Below are 16929 nucleotides of genomic sequence, written 5' to 3'. Positions count from 1 at the left end.
CAGCCTCGGCAGCCGGCGAAGCAAATTCTGTCTTCGGAAATCGTTTGGGCTCAAAGAGCCGCTATGAACTGGGGGTATCGTCTGTCTTCGCCGAGCGTGGACGGGGCCGCACATCTTTCATGGAAAGCAGATCGGGTTGTTCGACCGCTGCGTCGCGGACCTGATCGAAAGGATTGCGGTCGGCCTCGGCAAGTGCGGCGTCGGCGGCTGTTTGCTTTTTAAAACGGATCACGATTCAAACTCCTGTGGCAAGGATATGCGGAACGTTGGAAGGCGCACATGCGCCTGCCGGTTCAAGCCGACAAAACGTCGCTGCAACTTTCGGCAATGCGACTATTCGCCGAGGTCTGCCCGGGCATCACGGCCCATCCGCCGGCTTCGATGAACTGCCGCTTTTTGTAACTGTCAGGAAGAGCCTTCAATTCCACCAGTTTGGCCGCCGAATCCGGCGCAGTCCTGAACTTGTCGACACAGATGGCCGACGCGAGCTCTCGGTTGGCCAATTCGCCTGCAGCCGTCGCTGTTTTCAGAGAGCTGCCCGCTGTCACCCAGCCTCCCCAGCCGAATCCGATAACCATCGTGGCGACGGCTGTCATGCCGCAGGCCCAGACGAGAATGGTCTTCGTGGGCTGATAGCCATCGAACCGCTGGACAAGCGTTTCTTTTGTCCTGGTAACAGTGGTCACTGCAATTCTCCTTCTTGTCAGGATGAATTCATACTGCGCCGTCACGGCGCAAACTGTTGTGTGCTCAGGCGAAATGCCGTTGTTCCAAGGTGATGGACTTGTTCGGGCTGGTTTTGTATGCGCGCTGGGCGGCGTCCAGGATCCGTGAACGCAACGCATCGAAAAAAGCGAGATAGTCGCCTTCACTCAAGGTCCGCGTCGAGCGTTCGCCAGCAAGCACTTCAGCAAGCACGTAAAACCGGACCTCGAACATCCCATCATGGCCGAGAAATCGTACGCGCGAATGTGCCTGGTCATAGCTTCGCGCGGCGTTCGGAAAATACAGGGTCATCACTGGCCCCCATCATCCGACCATTGCTCTTTTGCTGTACGTCTCTGAAAACGAGCAGACGTTAAAGGATCGTGTCGAACGTCCCCTCTGTCCCTCAGCGCCGCCACAGAACCGTCCCTCGCTCTCCCGCCATTTTCGACTTCGGAGCGGACGAGAACGAGGGAGGAGCGTTTCGCACCGGAGCCCTTCTTTGCTTCGTCGCATCTGAAGCCAGCTATATGCAGTCCGTCCCAGGTCTCCACAGGATCGGTCGATACGGCTTGTCTTTGATTGGGAATGGAAGACATATCGTCCTCCTTTGTTGGGGCGAAGATCTTCGATCCTCAACGGCAGCGCCCGTAAAACGAGCTGCTATCCACATAGATGTCGTGCTGTCTGAGACCTTTTACAAGTAGTCATTCCGCAATAGGTCCATTCTTTTGCCGATCTGAGACCACACCGGCGAAATCCACCCATATTCGCGGCGAAACCGCACTGAATTCTCCGATGCCCGGCAGGTTCACCGCCTCCGCGATACCCGTGACAGGTTTTTGTCATTCCCTACCGCCTTGAGAGAACAGGCAGATGCAATAAGTCGCGTCGAAGCCTCGGTGATGCCGCAGCCGAGCACGCTTTCACGGCTGCATCGCCAGAGATTCCAGCGCTTTTGAACTTCCGCCTGCCTCATAGGAGGCCGCTACAGCGCTTCCAAAGCCAAAGCGATACCCTGGCCGCCGCCTATGCAAAGCGTAACGATACCTTTCGACAATCCATCGCGTCTCATCGAGTGAAGCAGCCGCGTGACGAGGATTGCGCCTGTCGCGCCGATGGCGTGGCCATGCGCAACGGCGCCGCCTTCGACATTAACGATATCCTCGGGCAGGCCAAGCTCGCGCTGGACAGCGATCGGGACGGCGGCGAAGGCCTCATTGATCTCGATGCGCTCGATCTCGCCCAGCGTCCATCCGGCCTTTTGAAGCGCTTTGCGCACAGCAGGAACGGGGCCGAGTCCGAACATGCCGGGCTCGACAGCGGCAACGCCATAGCCTGCAAGCCGCGCCATAGCCTCGATGCCTTTGGAATCGGCCAAGCCGCGTTCGGCGACAATCATCGCTGACGCCGCACTGTTGAGCCCTGGGGCATTTCCAGCGGTAATAGCGCCATCTGAACGGAAAGCCGGCTTGAGCCGGGCGAGTGTGTCAATCGTCGTATCGTGCCGCGGAGCCTCGTCGATTGCAAAACGATCAATACCTTTGCGGCCCTTGATTTCGACCGCGACGATCTCATCCTCGAACCGTCCCGCACCCTGCGCAGCAACGAACCGTTGTTGAGAACGCACCGCAAACGCATCTTGCTCCTCACGGGTGATCTGGAACCTGGAGACGAGGTCTTCGGTGTGCCAGCCGGAATGCTCACCGGAGAAAGCGTCGTTCAAACCATCCGTGAGCATGCTGTCGAAAATCTGCGCCGGCCCCATCCGGTAGCCCCAGCGCCCGCCATCCATCAGATACGGCGCGCGGTCCATATTTTCCATGCCGCCAGAAATGCCGGCGTTGCAATCGCCTGCGGCAATTTCCTGCGCAGCGGTCAGGATCGCCTGCGCCCCTGATCCGCAAACACGGTTGACGGTCAAGGCCGGCGCCGTCACCGGAAGTCCGCCGCCGATGGCCGCCTGCCTTGCCGGGTTCATCCGGTTTCCGGCCTGGATAACATTGCCCAGCACGACCGTGCCGATGTCATCCCCCGAAAGCCCGCTGCGTCGCAGCGTCTCGCGCACAACGATTGCGCCAAGTTCGGTGGCGGGCACGCCTTTCAGCGCGCCATTGTAAGAGCCGATCGCAGTGCGGACCGGATGGGCGAGGATGATGTCACGAGTGCTCATGGGGTATCTCCTGATCTAAGTGGTGGTCTTGATCGCTTGGCGTTTAGGCTACAACCTTTCGCAAGCTGGTCGACCGATAGCTCGCCGGCAATCTGCGAGACCCGAAGACCGGCTTTCCCGAATGACGCATATTTCACGACCTTTTCGTTATTTTAGTTATATGTCGAAGGCGTAGTCGACTCGACACCGCAGCAGGAGCACCGGGATGGTTTCCAGCTCGATTTTCAGACGATTGTGGTGACCCGGCAGAGCGGTTCCGCCAGCATCAAACCTGGCCTGTTGTCGCGCCAGCTACATAACCGGTCTCGCGCTGCGCGGGAATCCTGGTTGGTGTTGACGTATGAAGGCCGGAGCGACAGGGCTCATAGCAAGCCCTCCTTGCAGGTCGCCAGTGTTGGGTGGCCTAGACTAAACGGCAACCTTGACCACGACCTTTCCCTTGGCGCGCCCGGTCTCGACATAGGCCAAGGCTTCCGCCGTTTTGGCGAAAGGGTACACCTTGTCTACGACAGGGCGTATGGCGCCGGAATCAATCAGCTTCGCGATCTCGGCCAACTGCTTCCCCTCGGCGCGCATGAACAGAAAGGAATATCCGACGCCGCGGCTTTTCGCCTTCTTCAGCACGCCGCGGCTCAACATCCGCATCACAAATCGCAGAAACAGGTTCAGCCCCAGAGACTTGGCAAAGGGAACATCGGGAGGGCCGGAAATGGAGATCAGCTTTCCACCCGGTTTCAGGACGTTGAGCGACTTTGCCAGCGTCTTGGCGTCCTGGCTGTTCAGCACCAGGTCGTAACCGGACAGGAGCTGTTCGAAATCCTGTGTCTTGTAGTCGATCACAACATCTGCGCCGAGGCTCTTCACAAGTTCCATATTCGCAGCACTGGTCGTGGTGGCCACCGTGGCGCCGAGATGCTTGGCAAGCTGGATGGCAAAGGTCCCCACTCCGCCCGAACCGGCCTGAATGAACACCTTCTGGCCGGGCTTAAGCTTGCCCACCTCCACCAGAGCCTGCCAAGCGGTCAGTCCGACCAACGGGATCGATGCGGCCTGCTCCATCGAAAGACTTGCCGGTTTCAGCGCGAGGTCTGCGGCATCGACTGCGATGAGTTCTGCAAAAGTGCCGGCCCGGTGATCGCGCGGGCGGGCGTAAACCTCGTCCCCTGCTTTGAATTGCCTCACATTCGCGCCAACGCTGACAGCGGTTCCAGCCAGATCGTGACCCAGAACGAAAGGCGGACGATAGGGCAGGAACAGCTTGAATTCGCCGTCTCGAACCTTGGAGTCCAGAAGATTGATCGCAGTGGCCGCGATCCGAACCAGAACATCATTGGCGCCCATCCGGGGATCGGGCATATCGGCCAGGCGCAGCGCGCCCTTCTTCTTGTATTTGTCGACGACGAAGGCTTTCACGCGCTTTCTCCAGTGTGAAACTTTAATCAGATCAGGCGGCCAGGAAAGCCAGGGCTTTCGGCGCAAACTCGGCATGATATTGGAAGATCCCGCCGTGACCGGCGTCTTCGTAAAGAACCAGTTCAGCATCAGGGATGCGTCTGGCCAAGTCATGACTGTTGGCCGTAGGCACCATAATGTCAGTGTCGCCATTCGCCACAAGAACAGGGACACCAATGCGACTGAGATCCTGCGGCGCCTGGCGGCCCCAGGCCTTGATCGCCGCAAGCTGACGCAGGAAGGCGCGCGGAGTCGGGTCCTTGTCGCGATCCAGTTTACGCTCCTTCAACCGCGCCAGAAAGTCTTTTGCCGCACGGCGCCCATTGGCCGTCGAGGTGAAGAATAGATAGGTTTTCGGGTCGCGCAGGGTCAGCATACCCTTGATGATCAATGGCCAGGAGACCGCCCCAACCTTTGCAATGCCCGCGCCGCCTGCGGGGCCCGTGCCGGTCAGGATCAATTTGCGCACCAGACCGGGCGCTTTTAATGCAATATCCTGCGCCACGAACCCGCCAAGCGAAAAGCCCATCAGATCGACGGCTTCAAAGCCAAGTGCGCCGATCATATCGATTGCATCGCGAGCCATCCCGTCAATGGTCACAGGGGCCGTTCCACTGGAAAGGCCAATCCCCTGGTAGTCTACGGCGATCACGTGGTGAAAGGCGGCGAGCGCATCGACTATTCTGGGGTCGAAGTTGTCGAGCACTGCACCCCAATGGTTCAGGAGCACCAAAGGAACGCCGCCGCGTGGACCAAGCTCGCGATAGGCAAGTTGGGTTCTCCCTATATTAACGAAACGATTGGGAGCGTCGAGATAGCGGGTCGCTGAGAGGAGCGCCTTGGATAGGTTTGTCATGATGGTCCTACTTGCCCTGGATGAGACGCGTGGTTGGAGCTTGCGGTCTCAGGCGATGTTGAACTGTTTGCGCAAAATGCGGTCGAACAGCGCGCGCGGCAGGAAACGCCGGGCAAAGGAGGTCTGTCTTGCCGCTTTGCCGGAGGGGTAACGCAGCCGCGGCGTCTTGGCCTGCGCCGCTGCAAGGATAGTTGCAGCAACATCTTCCGCCGTGTCGCCGGCCGCCATGGCCGCATTAAACGCGGCCTGATATTTGGCGAATGTCTGGCTATAGGCCGCAACAGGACGATCGCCCTGCGGCGAATTGGCCTCAATGGATGTCTTCGTGGCCCAGGGCTCGATCACGGCAACCCGGATGCCAAACTGCCGCACCTCATGGTCCAGCGATTCCGAATAACCTTCGATCGCATGCTTGCTGGCGGTATAATAAGCGCCGAAAGGACCCGGAATAAGCCCGACGACGGAGCCAATATTCAGGATCCTCCCATAGCCCTGGCGACGCATGATCGGAAGTATAGCGTTTGTCACCCGCACCACGCCTAAGAAATTGGTGTCAAACAGCGACCGCACCTGCTCCACCGAGCTTTCCTCGGCCGCACCTGACACGGCGTAACCGGCATTGTTGACCAGAAGGTCGATCCCGCCAAGTTCCGAATGGGCAAGCGCAACAGCCTCAGCAACCGACACATCAGAGGTCACGTCGCAAGCGATCATTCGAATGCCGTCGCGCATCTCGTCCGGCGCAGCCTTCCGGCTGGTTCCAATCACCGTGTAGCCCGCCCCTGAAAGCACCAGGGCGGCAGCCTTGCCTATCCCACTGGATGCCCCGGTCACAAATGCAGTCTTCGGCTTTATTGCAACAGAGGTCGTCATGATTTTGTTCTCTATCTGAGCCGCGCGCCTTTCCGGCGCGGGCTGGAGGATTGCTCATTCTTATTTATGATGTTCATCATCATTGATGCTATTCATGACGCGCATCATCATTATTGTCAAGCGAGATATTTTAGCGATACCTAACCCTTGGTTTTTGTTACGATGTGTCGGCGAGAACAAAGCGCTTGATGGCTTGGCGGAGCGCCAGGAATTCGCGGTTCGACATTATGCGGTGACGCATGAAAGGCCGACAGGTCGCGTCGACCATATGCGGGGGGGGGGTGAGAAGCCCAAAGATCGTCCCGGTTTAATCCAGCACGCCAAATCATTTGACGAGTATCCTGGGAAGGCCTGAGGCTTTTCGATGCGCCGTTCACGTCAGCGCAAGAATCATGGACCACTCGCATCTTGGGGGGGGGGCCGCACTCAGGCTCGGCCCCCTCCTCTCATTTGCCGGATGCCGGAGAGTAAGGCGCATAGTCGGTATAACCCGCAGCGCCACCGCCATAAATCGTTGCAGGATCGAACGGCGCCAGAGGCGCGCCGCTTTGCAGGCGCGCCACCAGATCAGGGTTGCCAATGAAGGGCCGTCCAAAGGCGATCAGATCCGCGTTGTCATCAGCGAGATGCGAGGTCGCGAGATCAAGATTGTAGCCATTATTGGCGATATAGGTTTTGCTGAAACGACGGCGAAGGGAACCGTAGTCGAACGGCGCGACGTCGCGGGGCCCACCGGTAGCGCCTTCGACGACATGAATATAGGCGATGCCGAGCGCATTGAGCTGATCGACAATATAGTCGAACTGCGCCTGGGGATCACTGCACGAGATGCCATTCGCGGGAGAGACTGGCGAAATCCGGACGCCGGTGCGCTCTGCGCCAATTTCTTCAATGACTGCAGCGGTGACCTCCAGCAACATGCGCGTGCGGTTTTCGACAGAACCGCCATAGGCGTCCGTGCGAACATTGGAGCCGTCCTTGGCGAACTGCTCAAGCAAATAGCCATTGGCCCCGTGAACCTCGACACCATCGAAGCCCGCCTTGATGGCGTTGGCTGCAGCCTGACGGAAGTCGTTCACGATCCCAGCCAACTCATACAGTTCCAGCGCACGCGGCTCGGACACATCGACGAAGCCGTTGTTGACGAAGGTCTTGGTTTCGGCTCGGATCGCGGAGGGCGCAACCGGCGGCCCGCCATTCGGCTGAAGATCGACATGGCTGATGCGACCGACATGCCAAAGCTGGAGAAAGATGCGCCCGCCCTTCTCGTGCACGGCTGTGGTAACCTTGCGCCAACCCTCGATCTGGGCATCGGTGTAGATTCCGGGTGTGTCCTGATAGCCCTGCCCCTGTTGCGAAATCTGGGTCGCTTCGGAAATGATCAGACCAGCCGAAGCCCTCTGAGCGTAATATTCGGCGGTGATGTCGCCCGGAACGAAGCCGGCGCCGGCGCGGTTGCGCGTCAACGGAGCCATGACAATCCGATTGGAAAGGGTCACGGACCCAAGCGCATAGGGTTCGAAAAGCGAGTTATCAGACATGTTATACCTGTAGTGTTGCCGCTGCTTGCGGTATTGACTCGTTGGTTGCGAAACGCTCAGGCGAGCCTGCGGTATCGCTCCGCAGGAAGTGCGTTCACGAGATTGCCGAGCATGGCTTTGCGCGCTGCGTCGAAAGCGTCCCATTGCCCAGCGTCATGAAGCGGCGGGATCGTCACAGGTTCGCGACGGTCGAAGCCGACCAGCGCCGCATCCACAAGATCGGCCACTTCCATCACATTGTTCATGGCGTTGACGTCCGCGCCGACATGTTCCCAGATCTCGGTTCGGGTTGTGGCCGGAAGCACCGCCTGGACGTAGACGCCTTTCGGACCAAGCTCCAGATCGAGCCCCTGAGACAGGAAGAGAACAAAAGCCTTGGTGGCGCCATAAACCGACATCCCGAATTCAGGCGCCAGTCCGACCACAGAACCAATATTGACGATCGCTCCCTCGCCGACCTTGGCAAGTCGGGGCGCTATGGCGCTTGCAAGCCGGACAAGCGCTGTCGTGTTTAGTGCGACAAGCCTGCTCATGTCGTCGGTGCTCTGCTCGACGAAGGTTCCACCAATGGCCGTGCCGGCATTGTTGACCAGGATGCCGATATGCGCATCGTCACGCAGCCGCGTCTCGACCTTGGCAAGATCAGCGGGCTGCGTCAGGTCTGCCTGAAGGATATCGATCGTAACGCCGGTTTCCTGACGCAAACGGCCTGCAACCGCCTCCATGCGCGCAATGTCGCGTGCGACCAGCACCAAATCATGCCCACGCCGAGCGAACCGGTCGGCATAGATGGCGCCAATGCCTGTGGAAGCGCCGGTAATAAGAACTGCGGGAAGTTGGCTCATTGGATTGCTCTTTTCTGTAGCTGCACTTATATTCATGACAATCATCATGATTGATGCTAAATATGATGCTCATCATGTAAATGTCAACGATCGTCATGGAGAATTTTCAAATGAAGGTCAGTCGAGAACAGATGGCTGAGAACCGACGCCGAATCCTGGATGCAGCAAGCCGGCTGTTTCGCGACAAGGGATTCGATGCCGTCAGCGTTGCGGAGGTTATGAAGGCCGCAGGCCTCACACACGGTGGCTTTTATGGACATTTTAGTTCGAAGGACGATCTGGTGGCGCAGACGCTCGCCCATGCGCTTGCTGCGGATAGCGTTGGAGAAGGAGATTATCGCGCTTTCGTCGGTTCCTATCTGTCACGCCGCCATCGCGACAACGCCGCCGGCGGTTGCCCCACCGCAGGACTTGCCGCTTCAATCCGCCACCAAACACCGGCAGCTCACACCGCCATGGCAGATGGCCTTCGCGCGCAGATCGCTCGTATCGACAAGGCTCTCCCGAACAAAGGCTCGTCCGATGCACGCCGCGCCGCGATAGGAAGTTGGGCTGCCATGGTAGGGGCCGTCATCCTTGCACGGTCGGTCGACGATCAGGCGCTATCGGATGAGATTCTGGAGGAGACTCGCGCCTGGATCGACGCTAACCTCAGCTAGCTCACAAGAGCAGCATAACATTGGCAACGCGCGTCCGCAGGATGCCGCGAGCCGTCCGCATGTCTCTGGATATCGCTCGCAATGCGCCGACCGTGAGCGGGAACCGAGATGTGACCTCTCCACCGTCGACTTATGCGAAACAACCCGATTGCATTGGCGCCCGAGCTCAAACGCCGCGTGCCAGACTCGTTGCCGTCTGCTCATCCGTGATGAAGGTTGTCGGCGACACTGTGCGAATGGCCGCCTTGAGCGCGACGATTTTATCTTTCCCGCCCGAAATCAGCACGCGCTCCGGCGTGCGGCCCAGGCGCGTGGGATTGACGGATATGACGCGGGAATTCACCTCGTGGTCGAGGATTTCGCCGTTTTTCCCAATGAAGTTATACAATACGTCGCCGACAGCGCCTGCTTCGATCAGCGATCGGCGGTCGGCTTCGCTGATATAACCGGCGCGATAGCTGGTCGTGAGCGTCGAAATGCCGCCGACGGAGAGCAGCGCCACATCCAGTTTGTCGGCCATTTCGAAGATGGCGGCCAGGCCGCAACGTTCGAGAAGGGCGTGTTTCGTTTCGATACTGTCGACGACGGCTGGCGCAGGCACCAAGTAACCATCCCCCTGGAACAGTTCCGCAAACTGCCAGGCGAATTCGGCGGGATTGAAACGGCGAGCAGCCGCTATGCCGCCGAGAAGGGAGACGACCCGGAAATCCTCAAGCGTGCCGCCATTGATGAAAGGCAGCGTATTGTAGAGCGTACGCCCCCAGCCCACGCCGACTGTGAGCCCTGGTTTCATGATGCCGGAAATAAAATTGCCGGCGGCTGCGGCAATCACCCGCACCGGATCGCCGTCCGGATCAGAAAACGGAGCCACAATCACCCGGTTGATGCCGAAGCTCTTCTCGACATTTCTTTCGAGCTCCACCAGTTCCGCCAATGGCGCGGATACGGTGACACGGACCTCGTTTCGCCGCCTGGCGTCCGCAAGTGCGCGCACGACCATAACCCGGTTGATACCGAGCTGATTTGCGATCTCGTTCTGCGTCAGACCCTCAACGTGATAGAGCCATACGGCGCGAGCACGAATTCGATCGGCATCGCTCTGCACGCCAGTCAAGGGTTGCGCCACTTGCATCCTCAGTGAATCCTCGCTGTAGAAATATCATACAGACACCGTCGCTGCAACGATATGTCGGCGGACGATCCTAGCGAGCCGCTCGGGGCATTCGATCTGGGGCGCATGGCCCGTATCGTTGAGGAGATGAATAGCAAAATCTCCATCAACCGCAAGCACTTGCCTGAGGGGAAGAATATGATCTCTTTTGCCCCACACCATCACCGTCGGCGTCGTCAATCGGCCCACGGCGGGGCGCAGATCGAATGACTGGACGCCATCGGGAAACAGAACGTCGCATAGATCGGCCTGATAGAGCCGCATCCGCGCATCCATCCGCTGCTTCATGGCGGCCCTCGCATAATCATCGCTGACGCCTTCAGGGAAGGCTGTGAGCCGCCGAAGCCACGGCGCAAGGCTCTCAACGCGCGAAGCCCTTGCTATTCCACGCAAGGCGGCTGCGTCGATTTCAGGACCAAGACCACCCGGCGCAAGCAGAGACAGGGTGGATACCATCTTCGGCCTGATGTCGGCGATGGCGAGGGCGATCGCTCCGCCAAGGGAATGGCCGATCAAATGAACAGGGCTACTTTCCGCCTGTGAATCCACCGTTTTACCGACCAGTTTGGCAAGCTCGGCGAAGCTTGCGATATTCAGCTTCGGTGATCTCCCATGTCCCGGGAGATCGATTCGGATCAACGGGTTTGGCAGCCGCAATTCCCGCTCAAACGGCGTCCAACTCGGACTATCGGCAGCAAAGCCATGAATCAGCACAATAGGCGCACCGTCACCGCTCCGCCGCGATACATGCAAGGGGCCGCGCTCCGCGATCCAGCCAGGCGTATAAAGTGGGCCCGCCTCGGATCGGCCCGATCGATGGCGGCGCACATCCGCGATCTGGATACGGCCGAGCGGGCCTGTGCCGGCGACATCGGAAAGGGCAATCGCGGATCTGCGCGCCTCGGCCCGCGCCGCCGGCGTGGCGCGTAGACCATCCATCGTCGCATCTGCAACGATCGGCGCCAGCGGCGATGCTGGGAGGGAAACAGAACTGCGCGCGCCGCTTGTCGGACTATTGGAGAGCGAAGCCGCGAATGCAGCGGGCTTCGACGCGCCCTGGGGCGGACGACTCAGAAAAACGCCGGGAGGGCAGATATAGGCGATGACTTGCCCCACCGGCACGCGATCGCCTGGGGCGGCTGTCACCTGTTGAAGCACACCGCTGGCGGGCGCGTCCACTTCCATCGCCGCCTTATCGGTCTCGATATCGAACAGCGGCGCGCCCTTTTCCACATGAGCGCCTTCGGCGACATGCCAGACGGCGATCTGACCCTCGGTCATGTCCATGTCGACCTTCGGTAGAATAACCTCCACCGCTTTTGAGATTGCGGTCGCCGGGTCGGTGGTTGCGGCGACGACCTCCCCGACCGGCGCGCTTTCGCCCTCGGCAAGAAGGAAGGCGACCACGGAACCCACGGGGATCCTATCACCCGGCTGGGCCGTTACCGCGCTCAATCGTCCGCTGGCGGGGGCTTCCACCTCCATCGCCGCCTTGTCGGTTTCGATGTCGAACAAAGGCGCGCCTTTTTCCACATAGTCGCCTTCCGCGACATGCCAGGTCGCGAGCGTGCCATGGGTCATGTCCATGTCCACTTTCGGCAGGATCACCTCGACAGGCATGTCAGACCTCGCCGCCGAGCAGACGGCGGGCCGCCGCCTCGATCGTGTCGACCTGCGGCACCGAAGCGCGCTCGAGGTCGGGATTATAGGGCACAGGCGCTTCCGCGCCGCCAAGCCTCAGGATCGGCGCATCGAGAAAGTCGAAGGCGTCGCTCTCGGCCACCATGGCGCTGATCTCGGCGCCGACGCCGTAGCTTTTGACACCCTCATAGACGACCATCAGTTTGCCGGTCTTGCGTACCGAAGCCAGGATTGTGTCGCGATCAATCGGGCGAACCGATCTGAGATCAATGACTTCGATATCCATGCCGTCAGCCGCAAGCCGCTCGGCCGCCTCGAGCGCGCGATGCACCATGATCGAACTGGCGACAATGGTGAGATCTTTGCCCTGCCTCCGCACCGCCGCCTTGCCGATCGGCACGGTGTAATGGCCCTCCGGCACATGGCCCTTCATCTTGTAGAGGAGCTTATGCTCGAAAATCAGCACCGGATCGGGATCGGCGAGCGCCGCCAGCAGAAGGCCCTTGGCGTCTTCCGGCGTAGAGGGCTGGACGACCTTGAGACCGGGAACATGGCCGAACCAGGCCTCCAGGCTCTGGCTGTGCTGCGCCGCGGCGCCCGTGCCGGATCCCGCGGGCATGCGGAAGACGACCGGCACCGACGCCTCGCCGCCCAGCATGTAACGTAGCTTGGCGGCCTGATTGACGATCTGCTCCATGGCGAGCGCCGCGAAATCGGAAAACTGAAACTCGAAGATCGGCTTCAACCCGGTCAGCGCCGCGCCGACGGCCACGCCCGCGCCGCCTAGTTCGGAAATCGGCGTGTCCATCACCCGATCGGTTCCGTATTTGTCGACCAGATCGAGCGTCACCTGGAAGGCGCCGCCATAGACGCCGATGTCCTCGCCCATCAGGATCACGGTGGGATCGGCGTCCATGGCGAGCGACATCGCTTCGCGGATGGCTTCCGAGTAAGACAGCGTGCGTTCTTCGAGGTTTCGCGCCACAGCGTTCATCTCAGGCCTCTGCATAAACATAGCGGGTCACCTCGTCGATCGACGGGGCGAGGCTCGCTTTGGCGAATTCGATTCCGGCCGCCACATCGGCGACAGCTGCTTCTTCGATGGACTTGGCCCCTGCTTCATCCAGAATTCCATGGCCGATCAGGTCCGCGCGGAAACGGGCGATGGGGTCGCGCGTCATCCATTCCTCGATCTCCTCCTTGGTCCGGTAGCGGTTGCGGTCGGATTTGGAATGGCCGCGCCAGCGATAGGTGAGGTTCTCAACGAGACTCGGGCCTTCGCCGGCGCGGGCGCGGGCGATCGCGTTATGCACGGCCTCGGCGACGGCGGAAAAATCATTGCCGTCGACAGTGACGCCCGGCATGGAATAGGCAGCCGCGCGCTCGGCGATATTCTTCACGGCGGTTGAGCGGGATACGGCGGTGGACATGCCGTAGCGATTGTTTTCGCAGACGAAGATCACCGGCAGTTTCCAAATGGCCGCCATGTTGAGCGCTTCGTGGAAGGCCCCTTCATTGTTAGCGCCGTCGCCGAAAAAGCAGATCGTCACGTCGGTCTTGCCCAGGCGCTTGGCCGAGAGCGCCGCGCCGACCGCGATCGGCAGGCCGCCGCCGACAATGCCATTGGCGCCGAGATTGCCGGTTTTCACATCGGCGATATGCATCGAACCGCCGCGACCGTGGCAATAACCGGTCTCCTTGCCGAAGAATTCGGCAAACATCCGGCCGACATCGGCGCCTTTGGCGATGCAATGGCCGTGGCCGCGATGGGTGGAGGTGATCTTGTCCTGGTCCGAAAGCTCGATGCAGGTCGCCATGGCGCTGGCTTCCTGCCCGATCGACAGATGCATCGTGCCGTGAATGAGGCCGCGCATATAGCTCTCTTCGGCGCCCTCTTCGAAACGCCGGATCAGAAACATGCGCTTGAGCGCTTCCCGCAACTGATCGGGAGAATATGTACGGATGGCGAAGGGTCTGTTGTCCGGCGCCGTCATGATCAGAGCCCCAGCATGACGTCTTGGCGAGCGCGCAGCGCGGCAATCTTGCTGTCGGCGGGAACCGAGGCATTGGCGGTGGTAATCAACTCGCCCTTCTTGATCGGACGGGTAACGGTCGCGCCGGCCAGAAGGCCGCAGGGAATGGCGCCTGCCGATTTGGCGTCCTCCACCGTCATGATCCAGGCGCGATAGCAATATTCGCCGATCTGATCGAGACGATCGCCGGGCTGCAGATCCTTCTTGGCGAGCGCGCCGACTTCGGCGACCGGGCGGGCCAAAGGCTGCATGTCGGCCTTGCCGTAAAGCACGACGCGGGCGCAGGTCAGCGGCACTTCGAGCGACGTCAGATGATAGGGGCGGAAGAAGGTGAAGTAAGGCCCCTTGCCCATCTTCAGATCCTCCATCCGCTCCCAGATCCGCGGATGATCCATCTCGGCGACGACGAACACACCGGGCGCGACGCCCTTGCCGATGGTGAAGTCGACGCGTCCCTCCGAGGAAGACAGCACGCCGCCGGCGCTTTCGGGAATCAACACCTTGTTGAGCTCTTCCCGGCTGCAGGCGGGGCCGTGCATGCCGGGCTTGTCAGGGGTAAGACCTGTGGCGTTGGCGATGGCCGCCATTTCCACCATAGTCTTGGAGCCGTCGACGAATTCCACCAGCATGCGCGGGTTCATATGACGGTCAGACGCTTCCTTCGCATAGGCGTCAGGCGTCGCGTCGATGTTGAGCGGATTGTTCTTGCCCTTGCCGGCGCTGATGATCCGGTGGCCCATGGCGCTGACGAATTCGATGAGCTCCATGCAGCTCGACGGCTCGTCACCGGCGCCGAGCGAATAGACCACGCCCAACCGCTCCGCCTCGGCGCGAAGATAGGCGCCGATGGTGATGTCGGCCTCGACATTCATCATCACGAGATGCTTGCCGCGCTCCATTGCGGTCAGGCCGATCTCTGCGCCGACGGCGGGAATGCCGGTAGCGTCAACCACGACATCGACAAGACCTGCATCAAGAAGGGCGTTCACATTGTCGGTGATGGCGACCTTGCCCTGCTCCATCGCCGCGTTGGCCTGATCGCCATTGCTGACCTCGACGACCCGGTCCTTATCGCCATAGGCGATTTCGACCGATCTCTGGGCGGCGCCGGGCTTCAATTCGCTGATGGCGCCGATCTGGACGCCATTCATATGGGCGACCCGGCTGACAATGTCGGTGCCCATTTCGCCAGCCCCGACCAATCCGATGCGTATGGGTTTTCCGGACTCCGCTCTGGCGGCAAGATCGCGGGCAAGGCCCGTGAGGGCGACATTCGTGGGCATGATTTCCTCCTAGGTTCTTGCCTCGGTTATTGCACATTTGTTTTTTCTGTCAACATTAGTTTATGCTGCGGTGCCGCGATGAATGCTGAACACCGGGGATTGACAGGTAAAATATTCCGTACATAGTGAGCATCTGTGAAACGAAAGTTCACTTCAGGCAGCAAGCGCGGGGGAAACGGAGTCGCGTCTTGATGTTCCGCCTGAAAATCCAGTCACTCCAGTGAGTGACGTCTGGGAGGATTCTGACGATGACGTTATTCAACCAAAACCTATCGCGTCGCTCGTTTTTGCGCACCACCGCCACGGTGGGTCTCGCAGCGGGCGCCGCAGGGCTGAAGCTGCCCGCCTATGCGCAGTCCAATCTGCCTGACATCCAGGCGACGCTCGACAAGATCTCGGTCGACGGTTATGTGCGCGAGGATTACCGCAAACTCTACAAGCTGAGCTCCGATCCGCTGTGGGATCCGGCCAAGGACTGGATCCGCACCGTCGACTGGGAAAAGGTCCGGTCGGAGCAATCCGGCAAAACGGTTCGCTTCGCCATCGGCGCCGCCGACCAGGATTCCGCCGCAGAAGGCCTGAAGCCGTTCGAAGCGCTGTCGGGCATCAAGGTCGAACTCGTGCCGATCCCGGACGACAGCTTCTATGACAAGGCCGTCGCCGAATTCGTGTCCGGCAACGCCTCCTTCGACGCGCTGCAGTTCTTCTCGCCCTGGCTCGGCGACTTCGCCGCTCCCGGCTTCCTTGCCGAACTCGACGACTACGCCGCCAAGTGGAAGCTGCCGCTTGACGATTTCTACGACACCTATCGCCTGAACTACGGCTATTTCGGCGGCAAACTCGTCGGCATTCCCTTCGACTGCGATATCCAGATGGTGCATCTGCGCAAGTCGATCGTCGAAAAGATCCTCGGCGGGCCGATCGACAAATCCAAGTCCGTTCCTTCCTATGACGAACTCATCCGCATCAGCGGCGAGGCCAACAAACTCGGCGGCGGCGTGGCTGGCCTCGGCATGATGCTCGCCCGCGGCTTCTGGTCGACCTACACCTGGGAGCATATTGGCGCTCAGGCCGGGCTGAAGCTGTTCGACGAACAGTGGAATCCACAGCTCGCTTCCGACGCCGGCATGAAGGCCATGGACATTATCATGGCGTTGCAGAAGAATGCCATCGAGGGCACCTCCGGCGCAGGCTGGGGCGAAAACCGCGCTGCATGGTTGGGAGGCCAGGTTGCGACCAATATCAGCTGGCAGGATTCGGGAACGCAGGCGATGCGGCCCGATCAATCGAAAATCGTCGACGATTTCGTCACCATCTATGAGCCGCGCATCGCCGGCGGCGTCTTCGCCCCGCCGAACATCGCGGGCTCGACCTCCTGCGTCGCTGCCACCTCGCAGAATCCGGAAGGCGCTTTCCTGATGCTCGCCTTCCTCACCACCTCCTCGATCATGGCCATGAACGAAGCCAACGCCAACGGCGTCGCCCCCGGCTATCGTTCGGTGCTTGGCAATGAAAGGCTGCGCGCCATCTCGCAGCCGATGGAAGTCTGGGCCAACAGCCTCGAACACGCCTGGTGCGCACCGCGCCTTCCCGGCATGTTCGAAATGGAGCAGGCGCTCGGCAACGAGATCAACCGCGCTGTCACCGGTCAGATTTCCGCGAAGGAAGCCCTGGAAAACGGCCAGAACGCCTGGAAA

At 60.2% G+C, this 16929-nt stretch carries 17 protein-coding genes; 3 read left to right on the top strand and 14 right to left on the bottom strand.

Annotation, left to right across the window (positions count from 1 at the left end; translation table 11 throughout):
- Positions 1-61: 61 nt before the first annotated feature.
- The 7 genes from M2360_RS06110 to M2360_RS06080 form a co-directional block, all read right to left on the bottom strand.
- Positions 62-232, bottom strand: a complete 171-nt coding sequence (locus M2360_RS06110; RefSeq protein ID WP_280773633.1) for a hypothetical protein — start codon at positions 230-232, stop codon at positions 62-64.
- Positions 233-293: 61 nt separating this feature from the next.
- The gene (locus M2360_RS06105) at positions 294-692 is read right to left on the bottom strand and encodes a hypothetical protein (RefSeq protein ID WP_280774072.1); all 399 of its coding nucleotides are present in this window, start codon (positions 690-692) and stop codon (positions 294-296) included.
- A 58-nt stretch (positions 693-750) separates the two neighbouring features.
- Positions 751-1017, bottom strand: coding sequence for a DUF1488 domain-containing protein (locus tag M2360_RS06100; RefSeq protein ID WP_280773632.1), 267 nt, complete (start codon positions 1015-1017; stop codon positions 751-753).
- A 676-nt stretch (positions 1018-1693) separates the two neighbouring features.
- The gene (locus M2360_RS06095; RefSeq protein ID WP_280773630.1) at positions 1694-2878 is read right to left on the bottom strand and encodes an acetyl-CoA C-acyltransferase; all 1185 of its coding nucleotides are present in this window, start codon (positions 2876-2878) and stop codon (positions 1694-1696) included.
- Between the two features lie 408 nt (positions 2879-3286).
- On the bottom strand, positions 3287-4291 hold the full coding sequence (locus tag M2360_RS06090; protein WP_280773628.1) for an NADP-dependent oxidoreductase: 1005 nt from the start codon (positions 4289-4291) through the stop codon (positions 3287-3289).
- Between the two features lie 31 nt (positions 4292-4322).
- Positions 4323-5186 (bottom strand): alpha/beta hydrolase, encoded by an 864-nt coding sequence (locus tag M2360_RS06085; RefSeq protein ID WP_280773627.1) that lies wholly within the window; start codon positions 5184-5186, stop codon positions 4323-4325.
- Positions 5187-5234: 48 nt separating this feature from the next.
- A complete protein-coding gene (locus M2360_RS06080) occupies positions 5235-6059 on the bottom strand; it encodes an oxidoreductase (protein WP_280773625.1) in 825 nt (274 codons plus the stop codon).
- Positions 6060-6153: 94 nt separating this feature from the next.
- Between M2360_RS06080 and M2360_RS06075 the strand changes: the two genes are divergently transcribed.
- On the top strand, positions 6154-6414 hold the full coding sequence (locus M2360_RS06075; protein WP_280773624.1) for a hypothetical protein: 261 nt from the start codon (positions 6154-6156) through the stop codon (positions 6412-6414).
- Positions 6415-6505: 91 nt separating this feature from the next.
- Here the strand turns inward: M2360_RS06075 and M2360_RS06070 are convergent, their stop codons facing one another.
- Both M2360_RS06070 and M2360_RS06065 read right to left on the bottom strand, forming a co-directional pair.
- Positions 6506-7600 carry an alkene reductase gene (locus M2360_RS06070; RefSeq protein ID WP_280773623.1) on the bottom strand — a complete coding sequence of 365 codons (1095 nt, stop codon included), beginning with the start codon at positions 7598-7600 and terminating at the stop codon, positions 6506-6508.
- A 56-nt stretch (positions 7601-7656) separates the two neighbouring features.
- On the bottom strand, positions 7657-8445 hold the full coding sequence (locus tag M2360_RS06065; protein WP_280773621.1) for an SDR family oxidoreductase: 789 nt from the start codon (positions 8443-8445) through the stop codon (positions 7657-7659).
- A 110-nt stretch (positions 8446-8555) separates the two neighbouring features.
- Here M2360_RS06065 and M2360_RS06060 point away from each other — a divergent pair, with 110 nt between their 5' ends.
- Positions 8556-9104 (top strand): helix-turn-helix domain-containing protein, encoded by a 549-nt coding sequence (locus tag M2360_RS06060; protein ID WP_280774071.1) that lies wholly within the window; start codon positions 8556-8558, stop codon positions 9102-9104.
- Positions 9105-9270: 166 nt separating this feature from the next.
- Here the strand turns inward: M2360_RS06060 and M2360_RS06055 are convergent, their stop codons facing one another.
- Genes M2360_RS06055 through M2360_RS06035 form a run of 5 tightly spaced genes read right to left on the bottom strand, consistent with a single transcriptional unit; the run spans position 9271 to position 15232 of the window.
- A complete protein-coding gene (locus M2360_RS06055) occupies positions 9271-10236 on the bottom strand; it encodes a sugar-binding transcriptional regulator (RefSeq protein WP_280773619.1) in 966 nt (321 codons plus the stop codon).
- 27 nt (positions 10237-10263) lie between these two features.
- The gene (locus tag M2360_RS06050; RefSeq protein WP_280773618.1) at positions 10264-11895 is read right to left on the bottom strand and encodes an acetoin dehydrogenase dihydrolipoyllysine-residue acetyltransferase subunit; all 1632 of its coding nucleotides are present in this window, start codon (positions 11893-11895) and stop codon (positions 10264-10266) included.
- Position 11896: 1 nt separating this feature from the next.
- On the bottom strand, positions 11897-12910 hold the full coding sequence (locus M2360_RS06045; protein WP_280773616.1) for an alpha-ketoacid dehydrogenase subunit beta: 1014 nt from the start codon (positions 12908-12910) through the stop codon (positions 11897-11899).
- Between the two features lies 1 nt (position 12911).
- On the bottom strand, positions 12912-13910 hold the full coding sequence (locus M2360_RS06040; RefSeq protein ID WP_280773614.1) for a thiamine pyrophosphate-dependent dehydrogenase E1 component subunit alpha: 999 nt from the start codon (positions 13908-13910) through the stop codon (positions 12912-12914).
- Between the two features lie 2 nt (positions 13911-13912).
- Positions 13913-15232 (bottom strand): NAD(P)H-dependent oxidoreductase, encoded by a 1320-nt coding sequence (locus M2360_RS06035; protein ID WP_280773612.1) that lies wholly within the window; start codon positions 15230-15232, stop codon positions 13913-13915.
- 248 nt (positions 15233-15480) lie between these two features.
- Here M2360_RS06035 and M2360_RS06030 point away from each other — a divergent pair.
- A partial coding sequence (locus M2360_RS06030; protein ID WP_280773610.1) for an extracellular solute-binding protein occupies positions 15481-16929 on the top strand: 1449 nt, incomplete at its 3' end.

The sequence above is a fragment of the Rhizobium sp. SG_E_25_P2 genome (genome assembly GCF_029892285.1).
Taxonomy (GTDB): domain Bacteria; phylum Pseudomonadota; class Alphaproteobacteria; order Rhizobiales; family Rhizobiaceae; genus Rhizobium_E.
Note: the sequence above shows the minus strand (reverse complement) of the source record. Positions and strands in the feature narration are given on the sequence as shown.